This is a genomic window from Pseudomonas sp. BW7P1 (assembly GCF_024981055.1).
GTDB classification, from domain to species: Bacteria; Pseudomonadota; Gammaproteobacteria; order Pseudomonadales; family Pseudomonadaceae; genus Aquipseudomonas; species Aquipseudomonas bananamidigenes.
This window is the reverse complement of the sequence record NZ_CP103374.1, coordinates 946,413-964,259: the sequence shown is the minus strand read 5'-3', so window position 1 is coordinate 964,259 and position 17,847 is coordinate 946,413. Positions and strand designations below refer to the sequence as shown.

The 17,847-nt window shown below is 62.5% G+C and carries 14 protein-coding genes and 1 pseudogene; 9 read left to right on the top strand and 6 right to left on the bottom strand.

Translation table 11 applies throughout. The features are described from left to right. The first annotated feature begins 9 nt into the window (after positions 1 to 9). The 3 genes from NWV16_RS04265 to cueR all read left to right on the top strand — a co-directional run bounded on the left by NWV16_RS04265 (position 10) and on the right by cueR (position 3,302). Positions 10 to 393, top strand: a complete 384-nt coding sequence (locus NWV16_RS04265; protein WP_065261262.1) for a hypothetical protein — start codon at positions 10 to 12, stop codon at positions 391 to 393. Between the two features lie 108 nt (positions 394 to 501). Beyond that, the gene (locus tag NWV16_RS04260) at positions 502 to 2,892 is read left to right on the top strand and encodes a heavy metal translocating P-type ATPase (RefSeq protein ID WP_260522093.1); all 2,391 of its coding nucleotides are present in this window, start codon (positions 502 to 504) and stop codon (positions 2,890 to 2,892) included. Further along, positions 2,889 to 3,302, top strand: a complete 414-nt coding sequence (cueR, locus tag NWV16_RS04255) for a Cu(I)-responsive transcriptional regulator (protein ID WP_260522092.1) — start codon at positions 2,889 to 2,891, stop codon at positions 3,300 to 3,302. Before NWV16_RS04260 ends, cueR begins: the two co-directional genes overlap by 4 nt. Before the next feature lie 47 nt (positions 3,303 to 3,349). Here the strand turns inward: cueR and NWV16_RS04250 are convergent, their stop codons facing one another. Continuing rightward, positions 3,350 to 4,246: a PA4780 family RIO1-like protein kinase gene (locus NWV16_RS04250; protein WP_260522091.1), complete on the bottom strand. Its 897-nt coding sequence runs from the start codon at positions 4,244 to 4,246 to the stop codon at positions 3,350 to 3,352. Between the two features lie 440 nt (positions 4,247 to 4,686). Between NWV16_RS04250 and NWV16_RS27785 the strand changes: the two are divergent. Together NWV16_RS27785 and NWV16_RS27780 are read left to right on the top strand one after the other, a co-directional pair. Continuing rightward, a pseudogene (locus NWV16_RS27785) lies at positions 4,687 to 5,775 on the top strand (cache domain-containing protein); the annotation flags it as partial. Further along, positions 5,776 to 6,633, top strand: coding sequence for a methyl-accepting chemotaxis protein (locus tag NWV16_RS27780; protein WP_409315751.1), 858 nt, complete (start codon positions 5,776 to 5,778; stop codon positions 6,631 to 6,633). 49 nt (positions 6,634 to 6,682) lie between these two features. Here NWV16_RS27780 and NWV16_RS04240 read toward each other — a convergent pair whose 3' ends face one another. Beyond that, complete coding sequence (locus NWV16_RS04240; RefSeq protein WP_260522089.1) at positions 6,683 to 7,960, bottom strand: acetyl-CoA C-acetyltransferase; 1,278 nt, start codon at positions 7,958 to 7,960, stop codon at positions 6,683 to 6,685. Positions 7,961 to 8,238: 278 nt separating this feature from the next. Here NWV16_RS04240 and NWV16_RS04235 point away from each other — a divergent pair, with 278 nt between their 5' ends. The 4 genes from NWV16_RS04235 to NWV16_RS04220 all read left to right on the top strand — a co-directional run bounded on the left by NWV16_RS04235 (position 8,239) and on the right by NWV16_RS04220 (position 14,172). Continuing rightward, positions 8,239 to 9,591: a 3-oxoacyl-ACP reductase gene (locus NWV16_RS04235; RefSeq protein ID WP_260522088.1), complete on the top strand. Its 1,353-nt coding sequence runs from the start codon at positions 8,239 to 8,241 to the stop codon at positions 9,589 to 9,591. A gap of 2 nt (positions 9,592 to 9,593) precedes the next feature. Continuing rightward, positions 9,594 to 10,448 (top strand): MaoC/PaaZ C-terminal domain-containing protein, encoded by an 855-nt coding sequence (locus NWV16_RS04230; protein ID WP_260522087.1) that lies wholly within the window; start codon positions 9,594 to 9,596, stop codon positions 10,446 to 10,448. Between the two features lie 349 nt (positions 10,449 to 10,797). Next, on the top strand, positions 10,798 to 12,366 hold the full coding sequence (locus NWV16_RS04225) for a collagen-like triple helix repeat-containing protein (RefSeq protein ID WP_260522086.1): 1,569 nt from the start codon (positions 10,798 to 10,800) through the stop codon (positions 12,364 to 12,366). A gap of 135 nt (positions 12,367 to 12,501) precedes the next feature. Then, entirely contained in the window at positions 12,502 to 14,172 is a 1,671-nt protein-coding gene (locus NWV16_RS04220; RefSeq protein ID WP_260522085.1) for a ShlB/FhaC/HecB family hemolysin secretion/activation protein, read from the top strand. Positions 14,173 to 14,189: 17 nt separating this feature from the next. Here NWV16_RS04220 and NWV16_RS04215 read toward each other — a convergent pair whose 3' ends face one another. The 4 genes from NWV16_RS04215 to NWV16_RS04200 form a co-directional block, all read right to left on the bottom strand. Next, positions 14,190 to 16,589, bottom strand: coding sequence for an autotransporter domain-containing protein (locus NWV16_RS04215; protein ID WP_260522084.1), 2,400 nt, complete (start codon positions 16,587 to 16,589; stop codon positions 14,190 to 14,192). A 187-nt stretch (positions 16,590 to 16,776) separates the two neighbouring features. Beyond that, positions 16,777 to 17,184 (bottom strand): response regulator, encoded by a 408-nt coding sequence (locus tag NWV16_RS04210; protein ID WP_065260228.1) that lies wholly within the window; start codon positions 17,182 to 17,184, stop codon positions 16,777 to 16,779. A 63-nt stretch (positions 17,185 to 17,247) separates the two neighbouring features. After that, positions 17,248 to 17,460 carry a Flp family type IVb pilin gene (locus tag NWV16_RS04205; protein WP_260522083.1) on the bottom strand — a complete coding sequence of 71 codons (213 nt, stop codon included), beginning with the start codon at positions 17,458 to 17,460 and terminating at the stop codon, positions 17,248 to 17,250. A gap of 112 nt (positions 17,461 to 17,572) precedes the next feature. Then, positions 17,573 to 17,779: a Flp family type IVb pilin gene (locus tag NWV16_RS04200; RefSeq protein ID WP_065260230.1), complete on the bottom strand. Its 207-nt coding sequence runs from the start codon at positions 17,777 to 17,779 to the stop codon at positions 17,573 to 17,575. Positions 17,780 to 17,847: the final 68 nt, after the last annotated feature.

The following is a 17,847-nucleotide window of genomic DNA, read 5'->3' as shown; positions in this document are numbered from 1 at the left end:
GATTCAGCCATGCGCTGGTCAGCTTTCAGCCTGTTTGGCCTACTCAGCCTCTTTACCTGCCTGCCACAGGCCAACGCGACGGGCGAGGACTACGCCGTTCTGATCATCTCCCGCGAGCGCCTGGAAGTGCCGACCTCCTGTGAGATCGGCGTATACATTCAGGATCAGTTCGCGGCCCGCCTGCTGCAGGAACAGTCCACCTCGTTCAACCTGCCCCATGGCACGTTCTCCATCCGTCTGAAGCTCGAACCCGGCCAGATGCCGGGTTGCCAGGCGGGCATGCTGGCTCCGCCGGCGCAGGAAATCACGCTGAAGGCGGGAGATGTACTGAAGTACCGGATCGCGTCGAACGCCAAAGGTTTGTACCTGCGACCGGCCGCGCTCGAATACTGAGCGAATGGAAATGGGGTAAGCAGGTTTGCTCTCCCCATTTTTTGGCGCTTGACCTTGCCAGCATGGCAAGGTTGATCCTGTAGACATCCACTACAGGGAGTACGACCGATGTCCGATTCCATCACGTTCGATCTGCCCATCAGCGGCATGACCTGCGCCAGTTGCGCCGGCCGCGTCGAGCGCGCCTTGAGCAAAGTCAGCGGCGCCAGCGCCGTCAGCGTCAACCTCGCCACCGAGCAGGCTCGGGTGCAAGCCCCCGGCGACAGCCTGCCGGCCTTGATGGAAGCGGTTGAACGCGCCGGCTACAGCGTACCGCGGCAAACCCTGGAGTTGAGCATCGACGGCATGACCTGCGCTTCTTGTGTCGGTCGCGTCGAACGCGCCCTGCAAAAAGTGCCGGGGGTGAACAGCGTCAGCGTCAATCTGGCCAATGAGCGGGCCCACCTCGAGCTGCTCGGCGCAGTCGACCCGCAAACCCTGATCGCCGCCGTGAGCAAGGCCGGTTATTCGGCCACCGTCTTCGAACATGAACACCAGACCGACAATCATCAGCATCGCCTGAGCCACGAGCGCTGGGCGCTGATCTGCGCCATCGCCCTCGCCATGCCGCTGGTGCTGCCGATGTTGCTGCAACCGTTCGGCATTCACTGGATGCTCCCGGCCTGGGCGCAGTTCGCCCTTGCCACGCCGGTGCAATTCATTTTCGGCGCACGGTTTTATGTGGCCGCGTGGAAAGCCGTGCGCGCCGGGGCCGGCAACATGGACTTGCTGGTGGCCCTGGGCACCAGCGCCGGTTATGGCCTCAGTCTCTACGAATGGGCGACCGCCGACGCAGGCATGCCGCATCTGTATTTCGAAGCCTCGGCAGTGGTCATCGCTCTGGTGCTGCTCGGCAAATACCTGGAAAGCCGCGCCAAGCGCCAGACCGCCAGTGCCATCCGTGCATTGGAAGCGCTGCGGCCGGAGCGGGCGATTCAAGTCATCGATGGCCGCGAACAGGATGTCGCCATCAGCGCCCTGCGCCTCGGCGACTGTGTATTGGTCAGACCCGGTGAGCGTTTTCCTGTGGACGGGGAAGTGCTGGAAGGTCAGAGCCACGCCGACGAAGCCTTGATCAGCGGTGAAAGCCTGCCGGTGCCCAAGCAACCGGGGGACAAGATCACCGGCGGTGCGATCAACGGTGAAGGCCGCTTGCTGGTGCGCACCACCGCACTAGGCGCGGAAAGCGTGCTGGCGCGGATCATCCGTCTGGTGGAAGACGCTCAGGCCGCCAAGGCACCGATCCAGAAACTGGTGGATAAAGTCAGTCAGGTGTTCGTGCCGACGGTTCTGCTGCTGGCCCTCGCCACGCTGATCGGCTGGTGGCTGTACGGTGCGCCACTGGAAACCGCATTGATCAACGCCGTTGCAGTGCTGGTGATCGCTTGCCCCTGCGCCCTCGGCCTGGCGACACCGACCGCGATCATGGCCGGCACCGGTGTGGCCGCGCGGCACGGGATTCTGATCAAGGATGCCGAGGCGCTGGAGCGTGCCCATGAAGTCAGTGCCGTGGTGTTCGACAAAACCGGAACACTGACCTCCGGCACCCCGCGCATTGCTCATTTCAGTGCCCTCGAAGGTGATGAAACCGCCCTGCTGACTGCAGCCGGTGCGCTGCAACGCGGCAGTGAACACCCGCTGGCCAAAGCGGTGCTGGATGCCTGTGCCGAACGCAATCTGAAGGTGCCCGATATCCGCGACAGCCAGTCCCTGACCGGTCGTGGCATCGCCGGTGATCTCGACGGTCGGCGCCTGGCGCTGGGCAATCGTCGACTGCTGGAAGAAACCGGTCTGGACGCCGGCACGTTGGCGGAGTCCGCCAAGGTCTGGGAAACCGAAGGCCGCACATTGTCCTGGCTGATCGAGCAGAGCCCCGAACCCCGGGTGCTTGGGCTGTTCGCCTTCGGCGACACCCTCAAGCCTGGCGCGCTGCATGCGGTGCAGCAACTGGCTGCGCGAGATATCCACAGCCACCTGTTGACCGGCGACAACCGTGGCAGCGCTCACGTGGTTGCGCAGGCGCTGGGCATCGAAAACGTCCACGCCGAAGTGCTGCCGGCGGACAAGGCCGCCACCGTCGCCGAGCTGAAAAAGACCGACGTCGTGGCCATGGTCGGCGACGGCATCAACGACGCCCCCGCGCTGGCCGCTGCCGATATCGGCATCGCCATGGGCGGCGGCACCGACGTGGCCATGCACGCCGCCGGCATCACTTTGATGCGCGGCGATCCGCGTCTGGTGCCGGCAGCGCTGGAGATCAGCCGCAAGACCTACGCGAAGATCCGCCAGAATCTGTTCTGGGCCTTCGTCTACAACCTGATCGGCATTCCGCTGGCCGCATTCGGCTTGCTCAATCCGGTGCTGGCCGGCGCGGCGATGGCACTGTCGAGCGTCAGCGTGGTGAGCAATGCGCTACTGTTGAAAACCTGGAAACCCGAGGACCCGGAGGACAACCGATGAATATCGGCCAAGCGGCCCGCCACAGCGGCCTGAGTGCGAAGATGATCCGTTATTACGAGTCGATCGGTCTGCTCAAGGCCGCCCATCGCACCGACAGTGGCTATCGCATCTACGGCGACGATGACCTGCACACCCTGGCGTTCATCAAACGCTCCCGGGATCTGGGTTTTTCGCTCGAGGAAGTCGGCAAACTGCTGACGCTATGGCAGGACCGCCAGCGCGCCAGCGCCGATGTGAAGGCCCTCGCCCGCCAGCACATCGACGAACTGAATCAGAAGATCCGCGAGCTCGGCGAGTTGCGTGACACCCTGCAGGATCTGGTGGAACACTGCAACGGCGACCATCGCCCGGACTGCCCGATCCTCAAGGAACTGGCGTCGGGCTGTTGCGCGCAACCCGCCCGCGTCTGAGCGGCGAGTAAAAAACCCGGCCGAAGCCGGGTTTCTTTTTCAGACGTTCATTGCATCCATGGGGGTGGAGGCGGTTCGTCGGACTTGCCCTTGGGGTCGTCGTCCGCCGCACGGATCGCTTGCTTGCGCTCCTCATCCAGACGCGCCGCTTCGATTTCACGCAGCACTCCGCGCACATCGGCCAACTCCTCGGGATCCTTGAACTCACCGGTCAGCACACTGCCCGGGTGCAGGGTGCCGGCTTCGTACAGCGCCCACATTTCCTTGGCATAGCGGGTTTTCTTCAGCTCCGGGGCGAAGCGGCCGAAGTACGAGGCCATGTTGCCGACGTCCCGTTCCAGCATGCTGAATGCGTGGTTGTTGCCCGCCGCGTCCACCGCCTGTGGCAGGTCGATGATGACCGGGCCGGTCGGCGCCAGCAGCACGTTGAACTCAGAAAGGTCACCGTGCACCAGACCGGTACACAACATCAGCACGATCTGTGAAATCAGGAACGCGTGATATTCGCGGGCCTGATCCGGCTCCAGCACCACATCGTTCAGACGCGGCGCGGCATCGCCGTACTCGTCGGCCACCAGTTCCATCAGCAGCACGCCTTCAAGGAAGTCGTACGGTTTGGGCACTCGCACCCCGGCATTGGCCAGGCGGAAGAGCGCCGCGACTTCGGCATTCTGCCAGGCGTCTTCGGCCTCCTTGCGTCCGAACTTCGAGCCCTTGGCCATCGCCCGGGCCTGGCGGCTGTTGCGCACCTTGCGGCCTTCCTGATACTCGGACGCCTGACGGAAACTGCGTTTGTTCGCCTCCTTGTAGACCTTTGCGCAACGTAACTGATTGCCGCAGCGCACCACATAAACAGCTGCTTCTTTGCCACTCATGAGTGGACGCAGCACTTCGTCGACCAGACCGTCCTCGATCAGGGGTTCAATGCGTTTTGGAGTCTTCATCAGCTTTTATTGTGGGTCCTTTATTACCAAACACGCGAATGTCAGTCGTTATACGGCAATCCTTGCACCCCGTGGAAGGGTTGCCGACCTGTGAAGCGGTGGATGCACACACTGTGCCGGACCAAACAGGCCCGTCCATTTCCCGTTATCGAACGTTTCGAATCATAGCCGAGCCTGTCGATCCTGTTGGCGCGAGGACTTGAGGGCATTTGCGACAGAATCTGACATTCATCGCCACGCACTTCGCATGAATTTTCTCTTCAAGCCTCAATTTCCATCGCCAGCGGCCGAATTCCTCAGAGACAGAGAAATTTGTCCGACAATCGTTCAAAGAAATCGATGTCGCACTCGGCCAACGAGTGAGCCACAACGTTTTTCGGCTGCCAATAAACCGCGAGTCATCTGCACTGCGTGGGACTACAAGAAAATCTGGAGCGCGGATGAACATCAAACAGAAGTTGACCTGGGCGTTTGCAATCATCGCCTGCTTGCCGGTGGTGCTGGTCGCCACGCTGGTGGTAATGAACCTGCGCAGCGATGCCCGGGAAGGATTTGTCGACAGCAGCGGGCGTGAGATCCGCCAGGTCAGCAACGCCATGCAGTTGTTTTTTGACGGCATCAGCCAGAACGTCGACTACCTGGCGGCGCAACCGCTGGTCAAGAGTGCTGATGCCAGCGTCAGAAGCCGCATGAGCGCCAACGCCGACGACACCCATGACGGCGAAATCGACAAGCAATTGTTCACCCTGTTCGAAAGCCTGGCCAAATCCCACCCCGCGTACTCTTATGTCTCCTATGGCCTGAGCAGCGGTGGTTACGCGTTCTGGCCGGGCGACCCGAAAATGTCCAATTACGATCCGCGCACGCGCCCGTGGTACAAGACCGCCATGGCCAACCCGGGCAAGACCCTGCGCACCGAAGCCTATTACTGGGCCGGTGACGATGCGGTACTGGTCAGCACCGTGCGCGCGGTGGCCAACCAGTTGGGCGCCCAGGGCGGCGTGGTCAACATCGACGTCTCGCTCAAACAGCTCACCGAAATCGTCAAACAGATCAAACTGGGTGAAACCGGCTATCTGATGCTGATGGAAAACAGCGGCACGGTACTGGTCGATCCCAAACAGCCCGAGCACAACTTCAAACGCCTCGACAGTCTCGGCGAGGGTTATGCGCAACTGGCCAAGGCCGGCAAAGGGCTGGTGGACGTCGAGCTCAACGGTGAGCGTTACATGGCCAATGTCTGGCCGTCGGAGCAACTGGGCTGGACCTTCATCGGCCTGATCAAGCAGAACGACGTGATGAGCTCGGCCACCCAACTGACCTGGCTGATCGCGATCATCGCGACCGTGCTGGCGGTGTTCTTCGCGGTGGTCGGCGCCAGTTTCGCCAGCCTGATCGTACGGCCGATCCGCAGTGTGGCCAGCGGTCTGGAAGGCATCGCCCAGGGCGAAGGCGACCTGACCAAAAATCTCGATATCCGCGGCAGCGACGAAACCGCGCAACTGGCGAGCTGGTTCAACCAGTTCCTGATGGCAATCCGCAGCCTGATCCAGCACATTGGCGGTGCGGCCGGGAAAATCCTCGCCACGTCGCAGAGTTCGACCCGGGTCTCCGGTGACATGGCCGAAGCCGCCGGTCGCCAGCGCGAAGCCGTGGACATGGTGTCGACCGCGTTCCACGAAATGGTCGCGACCGCCAACGAAGTCGCCCGCTCATGCAGCCAGGCGGCGGAGTCGGCCGACAGTGGTCAGCGCCAGGCCCGCGAAGGTCAGCAACAGATCGATGCGGCGGTGCACAGCGTCGATCAACTGAGCCAGGAGCTGGAACAGTCGGCGCAATCGATGCAGCAACTGGAACGCGACAGCAACGACATCCAGTCGATCCTCGGCACCATCCGTTCCATCGCCGAACAGACCAACCTGCTGGCGCTCAACGCCGCCATCGAGGCGGCGCGGGCCGGTGAGCAAGGGCGCGGTTTTGCGGTGGTGGCCGATGAGGTTCGCGCACTGGCCAAACGCACGGCGGATTCAACGGCGGAAATCGACGGCCTGCTGGGCAACCTCGCCAAACGCACCAGCGCCGTGACCCAGCAGATGCGCGCCAGTCTCGATGTGTCGCAGCAGTCGGTGGCGCGTATCGGCGAAGCGCGGCAAAGCTTCGGCCAGATCCGTGAGTCGGTGGATGTGATCCGCGACATGAACACCCAGATCGCGACCGCTGCCGAAGAGCAGCATCAGGTGGCCGAAGACATCAATCGGCACATCAGCCAGATTCATGGCGATGCGCAACTGGTGGCAGAACTGGCGAATTCGGCGCGGCTGGATTCGCAGAGTCTGGCGGGGCTGTCGAATGAGCTGGATGGGTTGGTGCGACGGTTCCGGACTTGAGTAACCTTTGGAATTCCCTCTCCGTGTGGGTGAGGGAATTCCTGCTCTTTCAGCGCTCGATGATCGCCGTCACTCCCTGTCCGCCAGCCGCACAAATCGAAATCAACCCCCGCCCCTGCCCCGCCGCATCCAGCAGTTTCGCCATGTTGGCGACGATCCGCCCGCCCGTCGCGGCAAACGGATGCCCTGCCGCCAGCGAACTGCCCTTGACGTTCAGGCGGCTGCGATCGATCGAGCCAAGCGGTGCGTCCAGACCGAGCCGGGTTTTGCAGTATTCCGGATCTTCCCAGGCCTTCAACGTGCACAACACCTGTGCGGCGAACGCTTCGTGGATTTCGTAATAGTCGAAATCCTGCAAGGTCAGGCCATTGCGCGCCAGCAAACGCGGCACCGCATACACCGGGGCCATCAGCAGTCCTTCGGCGCCGTTGACGAAATCCACCGCCGCCGCTTCGCCGTCACGCAGGTACGCGAGGATCGGCAGACCACGTTCTTTCGCCCATTCTTCACTGCCCAGCAACACCACCGACGCGCCATCGGTCAACGGTGTGGAGTTGCCGGCGGTCAGCGTACCTTTGGCGCTTTTCTCGAAGGCCGGCTTCAGGGTCGCGAGTTTTTCCAGGGTCAGGTCGGGACGCAGGTTGTTGTCGCGGGTCAGGCCGAGAAACGGGGTCATCAGATCGTTGTGCCAGCCTTCGCTGTAGGACGCGGCGAGTTTGTGGTGGCTTTCGAGGGCCAGTTGATCCTGCGCTTCGCGTGGGATGCCCCAGGTCTGTGCCATCAATTCGCAGTGCTGGCCCATCGACAGGCCGGTGCGCGGCTCGCCGTTGCGCGGGAATTCCGGGATCAGGTGTTTCGGGCGCAGTTGGAGAAAAGTCTTGAGCTTGTCGCCGGTGGTTTTCGCACGGTTGGCTTGCAGGAGAATCTTGCGCAGGCCTTCGCTGACGCTGATCGGCGCGTCCGACGTGGTGTCGACGCCGCCGGCGATGCCGCAATCGATCTGGCCGAGGGCAATCTTGTTCGCCACCAGCAGCGCGGCTTCCAGGCCGGTGCCACAGGCCTGCTGGATGTCATAGGCGGGTGTGGCCGGTGACAGGCGCGAGCCGAGCACGCATTCGCGGGTCAGGTTCATATCCCGTGACAATTTCAGCACCGCCCCCGCGACCACCTCGCCCAGGCGCAACCCGTGCAGGTTGTAACGTTCGATCAGGCCTTCAAGGGCGGCGGTGAGCATGTCCTGATTGCTCGCAGTAGCGTAGGGGCCGTTGGAACGGGCAAACGGAATGCGGTTGCCACCAATGATCGCGACGCGGCGCAGCTGACTCATGAAAAACTCCTTGTTGATCCGGGCTCATGGAAATCCCTGTGGGAGCTGGCTTGCCAGCGATGGGGCCGGCACTTCCAGGCTCTTCAGTGGCTGACGCTGCGCCATCGCGGGCAAGCCCGCTCCCACAGGGTCGGTGGTGTACTTGCTATCGGGTTCGGCCCCAAAAGTACCGGGGGCAAACTACTCTGCTGTTCTAGCGTAGGCCTTATTGCATGGATCGAACGATTGATTGCCCTTCGCAGTCCACACTTTGAACCCCATCTTCCGGAGAGCGTTCCATGTCTGACCGCTATATCGACTTCGCCAACTCGTCCATCGGCCACCGTCTGGTCGGGGCCCTGGGCCTGCCGTCGCCCGTGCGGCTGGAACGCTGGCAGGCCGGGCGCCTGCGGCCGGTGGACGGAGCACTGCTGATCGGTGGCGGGCCGCTGGCCGAACGGGTCAGCACCTTCGCCAACCGGTTGACCGATGCCATTTATCGCTACGGTGACCAGCCTGTGTCCGCCATCCAATGGATTCCCGGTCATGGCCCTAAACTCAAGGCGGTGGTGTTCGACGCCAGTCAATTGCAGCACACCGACCAGCTCAAGCAACTGCGCGAATTTTTCCAGCCGTTGATGAAAAACCTCGACCACAGTGCGCACCTGGTGATTTTCGGCCGTGCCCCGGAAGCCTTGCGCGAACCATTTGCCGCCAGTGCCCAGCGGGCGCTCGAAGGTTTCTCCCGTTCGCTGGCCAAGGAGTTGCGTGGCGGCGGTACGCTGCAATTGATTTACGTGGGTGAAGGTGCCGAAGATCAGCTGGAAGGGCCGCTGCGTTTCTTTCTGTCACCGAAAAGCGCGTTCGTCTCCGGGCAAGTGATCCGCCTGAACGCCTGTGCGACGCAGGTGAGCGACTGGACTCGCCCGTTGGCCGGGCGCAAGGCGCTGGTCACCGGCGCAGCGCGGGGCATCGGTGCGTCCATCGCCGAAACCCTGGCCCGGGACGGTGCCGAGGTGATCCTGCTCGACGTACCGCCAGCGAAAACCGATCTCGAAGCCCTGGCCGCGCGCCTCGGTGGACGCGCCATCACCCTCGACATCTGCGCCGAAGACGCCGCCGCGCAATTGATCGAACAATTGCCGGACGGCCTCGACATTCTGGTGCACAACGCCGGTATCACTCGCGACAAAACCCTGGCCAACATGACGCCCGAGTTCTGGGACGCGGTGCTGGCGGTCAATCTCAACGCCCCGCAAGTGCTGACCAGGGCCCTGCTCGACAGCGGCACCCTGCGCGACAACGCACGGGTGATTCTGCTGGCCTCCATCAGCGGCATTGCCGGCAATCGCGGGCAGACCAATTACGCCGCGAGCAAGGCCGGGCTGATCGGCCTGGCCCAGGCCTGGGCGCCGACCTTGCTGGAACGTGGCATCAGCATCAACGCCGTGGCGCCGGGTTTCATCGAGACCCAGATGACCGCACACATTCCTTTCGGCCTGCGCGAAGCCGGGCGGCGCATGAGTTCGCTAGGCCAGGGCGGCCTGCCGCAAGACGTCGCCGAAGCCGTCGCGTGGCTGGCACAACCGGGCACCGGTGCGTTCACCGGGCAGGCGCTGCGGGTCTGTGGACAAAGTGTTCTGGGGGCTTAGGCATGAGCATCGAATGGCACACGCTGCACCGCGAGCCGAGCCTGCCGGGGCTGTATGTCCGAGCGGCGACCCGGCGAAAAATCACCGGCACCACGTTGCCCGACACCGGTCTGCGCTGCTGGGTCGACGTCGATGGCAAACGCCTGGCGGCCTACCGCAGGGTCTGCGGCTTTGCCGACGACGGTCTGCTGCCGCCGACTTATCCACATGTCCTGGCGTTTGCATTGCAGATGCAATTGCTCACGGCCAGGGATTTTCCTTTTCCGCTGCTGGGGCTGATTCACCTGAGCAACCGTATCCGCGTGTTGCGGCCGATGGGCGGGATCAGTCGGGCGCAGGTCAGCGTCCGGGTGCGCAACCTCAAACCCCATCCGAAAGGCGCAACCTTCGATCTGCTGACCACCTTCGACGATCAGCTCGGGCCGTTGTGGGAAGCCGAAAGCCGGATGCTCTGTCGAGGCGTGAAGCTTGAGGGCGATGCCCTGGAGCAAGCCTGGGAACCGTCGCTGCCACTGCTGCAGGTGGCGCAGTGGAAAGCCCCGGTGGACATCGGCCGGCAATACGCCAGGGTTTCCGGCGACTACAACCCGATCCACCTGAGCGCGGCCAGTGCAAAGCTGTTCGGTTTTCCCACCGCCATCGCTCATGGCCTGTGGAACAAGGCTCGCACGCTGGCGGCGCTGGCGGATCATCTGCCCCGGGCCAATCTGGAGATCACCGTGCATTTTCGCAAGCCGGTGCGCCTGCCGAGCGAGGTATCGCTGTTCGCCAGTTCGGCAGGCTCCAGCGGTGAGTTGCGTCTGATCGGCGCCGGGGATCTGGAGCACATGGTCGGAAACTGGCGACCGATTGCCTGAAACAGACACCGGCGCAGTCGCCACTGCGCACTGTGCAGGAGGCGATCCAGGCCGGCGCAACATGATCAATTGTGTGTATATAACTTAAGTTTTCACCTCCCGCATCCGCCGTTGCGCCCAACAGGAAGCCTTGATTTTCAAGGCTTTTTTTTGCGCCTTTATATCTTCGGCATTAATCGTTAAGCAGCAGCCGCGGCCATTTATATAAAGGCGTTAATACCAACTCGAGAATGGCGTGGATCCAGCCTTGCGACTGATATGAGCACCACGGGCGAAGGCATTGCCGGCAACAGAATCGGCAAGCCATCGAAGACAACGAACGTTGTGACAGGTGCAAGGAATCAACCTCATGAAAACTCAAGTGTGGTGCAAATCGGCAACAGCGCTGGCATTGATCCTCTCCCTCGGACTGGCCGGCTGCAGCAGCGGCGGTGGCGGTCATCACAGCAGCTCCAGCTCGACTCCGGACAGCTCCACCGCCGGCACTGGCGGAACAAGCGGTAGCGGCGGTACGACCGGGACTGGCGGAACAAGCGGCAGCGGCGGTACGACCGGGACTGGCGGCACTGCCGGAACGGGCGGAACAGGTGGCACCGGCACCACGGATCCGACCAATCCAACAAATCCGACCAACCCGACGGATCCGACCACCCCCACAAATCCGAGCACACCATCGCCACTGGTTACCTCGACGCTGGTGCAGGATGTCGGCAACACCGTCGCCGGCGTCGGCAGCGGTGTCGGTCAGGTCGGCGATTCGCTCAGTGGCGTGCCGGTCGTCGGCGGCGTGGTGCAAAGCGCCGCCAGAACCGCAGGTAATGTGGTGACGACACTGGGTGATGGCGTAGCCAATGGCCTCGGCAAACTGGGCACGACCGACAACGGCCTGGGCGTTACCGCCTCGGCAGTCGGCGGCGTGGTGCAGGATGTCGGCAACGGCGTATCGGACCTCAGCGGCAAACTCGCCAGCGCGACCGGCAGCGTCCCCGTGGTTGGCGGTGTCGTGACCAAAGTCGCGCCGTTGGTCAACGGCGTCGGCGAGAAAGTCACCATGCTCGGCGATACCCTGAGCACGGCTACCACCACAGGCCCCCTCGGTTCGGTGACCAAAGATGTCGGCAACGGTCTCGTACCCGTGATCGCCATGGTCGAAAGCACCACTGACAAACTGGGCAGCACCACCGGCCTGGGTGACCCCTTGAACGGACTGCTGCAGAAAGTCGGTACCACCGTCGACGGTGTGGGTAACAACGTCACGGCGGCCGGCAACGGCAATGCCCTGACCAATACCGTCGGCGGCGCCCTGAGCAATGTCGGCACCACCGTCGGCAAGGCCGGCGGGCTGGTGGACAACGGCACCGGATCGGGCACAGGCGTGGGTGGCGGACTCGGCAACAACGGCCTGCTGCAAACCGTCGGCGGCGCGGTTTCCAACGTCGGTACAGGGCTGGCAGCCGGCAATGGCGCGCTGGGCGCCCCTGGCGGCGTACTGGCCTCGGCCGGTAATACCGTGGCTTCGCTCAACACTGTGCTGGGCGGTTCGGGTACACCGATCACTGCACCCACCACACCACTGGCCACACTGGGCAACAATGTCGGCAGCGGCCTCGCGCCGGTCACCAGTGCCGTCACCAGCCTGACCCAGAACGTCGGCAGCGCCACCGGGCTCGGTACTCCGGTTGCCGGTATCACCGGTCAGGTGGGCGGTGCGGTCAGCAATCTCGGTGGCGCGATCGCCGCCACCAATAACCCGGTCACCACCGCAGTCGGTGGCCTGGTCAGCAACGTGGGCGGCACCGTGGGCGCGGTCGGTGGACTGGTCAACGGTGGCACCTCCACCGGCGGCACTGGCACCAGCGGTGGTCTGGGCGGAGTGCTCGGCGGCCTCAGCGGTGCCCTGGGTGGCAGCAAACCCTGAATTGCACCTGGCCGATTCGACGGCCGAACCTACAGCGCCTACGCTTGGTTGAGAGCGGAAGATTCCCCATGAGTCTTCCGCTTTTTTCTTAGGAAAAACCCTGCCCGGTGCTGCGGTTTGAACATGGAGTGTCCTATGCGCGTTATGGCATCCCTGCTGTTGCTCAGTCTCAGTTCCACAGCTCTCGCCGACACCCTTCCCAGCTTTCTGAACAGTAACGAAACCATCCGCAACCTGCCGGTGCCGAATCTGCCCGCGGACGCCTATCGGCCGCGGGCGGCGCCACTGCAAGTCCCGGAGCCCGGTGCTGCGGCAGCCGAACCGCTGATGATGGGGACGAAGATCAATCTGAAAACCGTACAGATCGAGGGTGGAACGCTTTATCCGCTCAACGAACTGGCAGAAATCTATAAACCCCTGATCGGCCATCAATCCAGTCTCGCCGACCTGATCGAAGCCACCCGCAACATCACCCGACGCTACCAGAACGACGGCTACCTGCTGTCCTACGCGTTTCTGCCACAACAGAGTTTCCAGGACGGTGTGGCGCGGGTGGTGTTGGTGGAAGGCTACGTGAGGGATGTGCAGGTGCAGGGGGATGTCGGCCGGGTCAAGGGACTGCTCGACAGGCTGGCGGCGAAAATCCAGGCGGAACGCCCGCTGACCCGCAAGACCTTCGAGCGCTATACCACGTTGATGACGCGGATTCCGGGTATCACGATCCAGGCCCAGGTGCCACCGCCCGGCACCACCGATGGTGCGACCACGCTGATCGCCCAGGCCAGCCGCAAGCCGTTCACCAGTTCCCTGAGCACCACCGAAGACAATCGCAAGGGCACCCAGGCCCTGCTCGGTGTGAGCAGCAACTCCCAGACGTCGATGGGCGAACAGCTGACGCTCAGCGGGCTGTTTCCACCGGGAAAGGATCACGAGCATTACTACCGTCTGGACTATAGCCAGTTTCTCGACGCCGAAGGCACGCAACTGAACCTGTCCGCCTCGCGCTACCGTGCCGACCCCGGCACCAACGTCGCGCTGGACAACGGCCTGGAGCTCAAGCCCCATCGCGAAAATGACCGGTACTCGGTCGGTTTCAGCCTGCCGCTGATTGCCGCCCCCAATGAACTGTTGACCGCGGGCGCGCGCCTGTATGCGGTCAACGACAAGACCCGCTATAACGTCATCGGCTACCCGTTGAGCGTCGAAGAGCGTACCGACATCCGCGCCCTGGCCTTCGAAAGCGACTGGCGCAAGGCTGACGCCCGGCAGCTGAGGATTCTCAGCGGCGGCGTCTATCAAGGGCTCGACAGCATGGGCGCGCACACCAACAACAGCGCCATCGATCTCAATTTCCTGCGCCTGCGTCTTTCCGGGGTGCAGAGCGACAAGTTCCTCGATAACTGGCAGGGCGTGCTGTCCGGCGCGCTTTACTGGACCGACGACACCCTGCCTGACAGCGAGCGCGCGGTGTTCGGCGGGCAGAACTTCGGTCGTGGCTACCCGGACGATCAGGCATCCGGCGACAAGGGCTGGGGCGTGGCTTACGAGATCAACTACAGCTTCAACCGCGACGGCAACTGGGTACGCATCCTGCAACCCTATGTCGTGCTCGACCGTTCCCGCAGCTGGTTCAACCAGTTGCCGGTGCAGGCCAACAGCCTGTCGTCGGCAGCCGTGGGCCTCAGATTTGGCGATGCCAGGTACTACAACATCGCCCTGGAAGCGGCCAAACCCATGTCCGATGAAGCGCTGGATACCTACAACCGCCGGCCGCGCTACAGCATCAGCTTCAGCTATCAGCTGTAGCCCGGCCGGCTGTGCGGTCAGAAGGCGTAACGCACTTTTGCAGTGAAACCGTCAGCGTCGAACCCGCTGGCGGTCACGTAGTTGTAAGACCCGCCGACGCTCCACGGGCCCATGCGATAGTTGGCGCCCAGACCCAGTTCATAGCTGTCGCGAACCGGTGTCGTGCCCCGGCTGGTGAACGAGTCACCACCCGGCACGAAGGAAGAAGTGGTCGCTGTCCTGTCGCCAATGACGTCATGCCAGGCCATCAGTTTCGCTTCCGGCTCGAAGCTGCCCGAGCCCATCGCAAACGCTGCGGCCAGACGTGCGCCGGCGCCGACTTCACCCACTTCGTAGCGTTGGCTGCCTACATTCAGCGAGACCGAACTGCCCTTCTCGCGATAGCTGTCCATGCTCACGTTGGCGTAACGCGCGCCGACCTGGGGTTCGACCACCACATCCGGCAGCAGGCGCACGGTGTAACCGGCCAGCGCACTGACACCGAACACGTTGCTGTCGTAATCACTCTTGGCCCGCGTGCCGGCGATGTAGCGCTTTGATTCGTTGTCGTTCCAGCCGTACATCAACGACGTATCGGCGAACCAGTTGTCGTGGGTCCAGTTGCCGTACAGGGTCAGCGCATGCCCGGTGACCCGGGTCTTGTTGCCGCGATCGGATTTCACATCGGTGTCGAGGTAGCTGTAGGCCAGACCGACCGCCAGATCGGCATTCAGCTGACCATCGGCACCGACGGCGATACCGTGGCTGTCGGCGTCATAACCGCTGACACCGCGACGCTGATCCTGACTGGCGTCGCTGCTCAAGGCTTGCAGCCAGACGCCTTTTTCCATTGCAGCCGCCGCCTCACGGGCGCGACTGGAGCGCTCGTCGAGCACACCGGAAACCAGCGTCTGGCTGTTGGTGGCGGCCTTAATCACCCCGCGACTGACATCGGGGCTGAGGGTTTCGGACAGCCGCGCCAGTTGTGCGTCGGTACTGGCGTTGGCGAAAGCCTGGAACACCGGATCCTGCTCGTCGAGCCGGGACATCAGACCCGACACGCGGCCCACCGCCGTGGCAGCGTTGCGACTGCCGCCGGCCACAAGGGTATTTTGCGCCAGCGTCTCTTCGGACTTGTTGGTCACCACGGACATGATGTCGTTGCCTGCGACGCCAAAACTCTTCACATCCAGCAATGCGGAGTTGGAGGTTACGTTGAGGTTGTTGCCTCCGATCAGATTGCCCGAGCTGATCAGGGTGTACTTCGTGCCGCCAGGCGTCACGCGAAAATCACTGGAGCGCGCCAGCAGACGCAAGGTCGCGCCGGGTGCGATATCGGTGGTACCGGTGACTTTCAGCACCGGCAACGCCGGGTTGGTGTCGTTGCCCAAATACATCTCCAGCACCGAGTCGGATTCTTCCATGTCGAAGTCGCCGATGATCGTGGTGTGCGGTCTCATCAGGGTCAGCGTGCCGTCTTCGATGGTGACGTAGCCGGATTTGATGGTGGAACCATCGAAGGTAGCTTCACCGTCGACACTCACACCGGACAGGCCGATCAAATCGCCTTTGACCTGGCCGCCATAGAGGTGAAAGTAGCTGACCCCGTCATCTACCTGAATCGCCGCCTGACCACCCTCGATCAGACCTTCCTGCTGATAGATCACGAACGGCAGGCCACCGGCCGGCTGATCGCTGACGTGCACACCGATGGACTCACCTGAAATCGTGCCCTGGTTAAACAGGGCGAAAGTACCCGTTCCTGCCGGGGCACTGTATTTCACGCCCTCCAGCGTCAAGGCTTCGGCGTTTGCCCCGGTGGCGCGAATCGTACCGTTGTTGTTCAAGGCTTCCTTGAGCGTGGCACCGTCGAGAAACAGCCCCAAAGCATCCGTCCCGCTGGCGCTGATGGTGCCGTTGTTGGATACCCCGTTCAGAGTGGTATGCACCAGCATCACGCCGCTGGCGGTCGCACCACTGACATCAATGACGCCATCGTTGAGCAGCGAGCCAGTGAATTGGCTTGCGATATCGGAAATGCCGGCGGAACTGCCGGAGTCGGCCAGGCCGTGGACAGCAATCGAACCCTTGTTGATCACGTTGTAGGCGACAGTGGTCAGCGTTGCACCGGCGGCTCCCAGATTGATGCCGACGCCATGATTGGCCCCATCGATCCGGAGGGTGCCGTTGTTGCGCAACTGGTCAGCGGTCAGGCCCATGAACTGGGCGCCATAGGTAAAAGTCGACGGCGAACCGGGGGCAATGGTCCCGTTGCCGTTCAAATCGACCAGCCCGTAGTTCTGCAGGTTGCTGTTCAGTGGCCCGCCACTCAGGTCGTAATTCAGACTGGCGCCGGCAGCGGTGGTGATCGGGGCATGCAGTATGGCTGCAGCGATGGACAGCGCCAAAAGCGAGTGGCGCAAGCGAGCAGTGTTCAAACGGGATTCCCTTCCAAAACATGAAAAGCAGTTTCAGCAGGGTTCACACATTGTGTCGGACGTCCCTGCCGCGCCGGTCCGGGTCATCCGGATCGGGCGCGGGGAATGTACACGAGCCATCATTTCGACACCACTTCAAAGTCAAACAAGTGGCGTCAACTTCTGAATGAATGCCTCGTACCGGTCATCACGAGATATTGATACCGGGTCTGGGAAACAGGTTGTCGAGGGTTTCCAGCAACCGCACGTGATAGATCGGCTTGCGGAACAGATCCAGCACCTGCAGGCGCAGCATGTCACTGACGTCTTCCATGTCCGCATGCCCCGATGTAACGATCACCGGCAGATGCTGGCGCGAGGTGTGTTCGCGCAGGCGTTTGATCAGCGACATGCCGCTTTCTTCCGGCATGCGCAGATCGGTGATCACCAGGGCGATGTCGGGATGGCGGGTCAGATGATGCAGGGCAAGTTTCACCGAGGTCGCGGTATGACAGACGAAGCCCTCGCCCTCCAGCAACTCCGCCAGTTCCAGCAATGCGTCCTCTTCATCGTCAACCAGAAGCAACTGTTGGCGGGGCAGCGAGGAAGCAGTCATGGGTCAATCCCTGAGAAGCTGAAAGTGAAACCGAGTGTAGTGTGAGAATGGCGCCCCAGCGAGTCAGGGGGTCTGCACGGGTGCGGTTTGTGCGGTGCCACCCAGAGCCACGAGAATATTGTTGAAAATGGCCAGCACCTTGGCGCCTACCGGCGTCACGAACACCACAACCACAACGGCGACCATGGCCACCACAATGGCATATTCAATGGCCGACGCGCCTTCTTTGCTGTGCAGAAAACGCCGGGCATGCAACATCAGGAATTCGAAGAGCATGGCGCTACTCCTTAGTGCCGGGGCACCGGATTGCGGCTTTCAAGGGTGCTCGCGGTTCACGGCCCGGGACACAGGCCGCAAACCGGCAGGCAGGATTCGACGAACGACGTGATCAGGGCACAGGCTTGGTCTGCGCAGTACCGCCAAGAGCGACCAGAACAGAGTTGAAGATGTTCAGCACCTTGGTGCCGATCGGCGTCACGAACACCACGACCACCACCGCGACCATCGCTACCACGATCGCGTACTCGATAGCCGAAGCCCCTTCCTCACTCTTGAAAAACAAACGGGCTCTGGCCAGCAGATAATCGAGAATCATACCTTCACTCCTTTGCGCTCCCGGCGCCGATGTCGCTACAGCGGCAATGCTTCCACCGTGCCATCTGA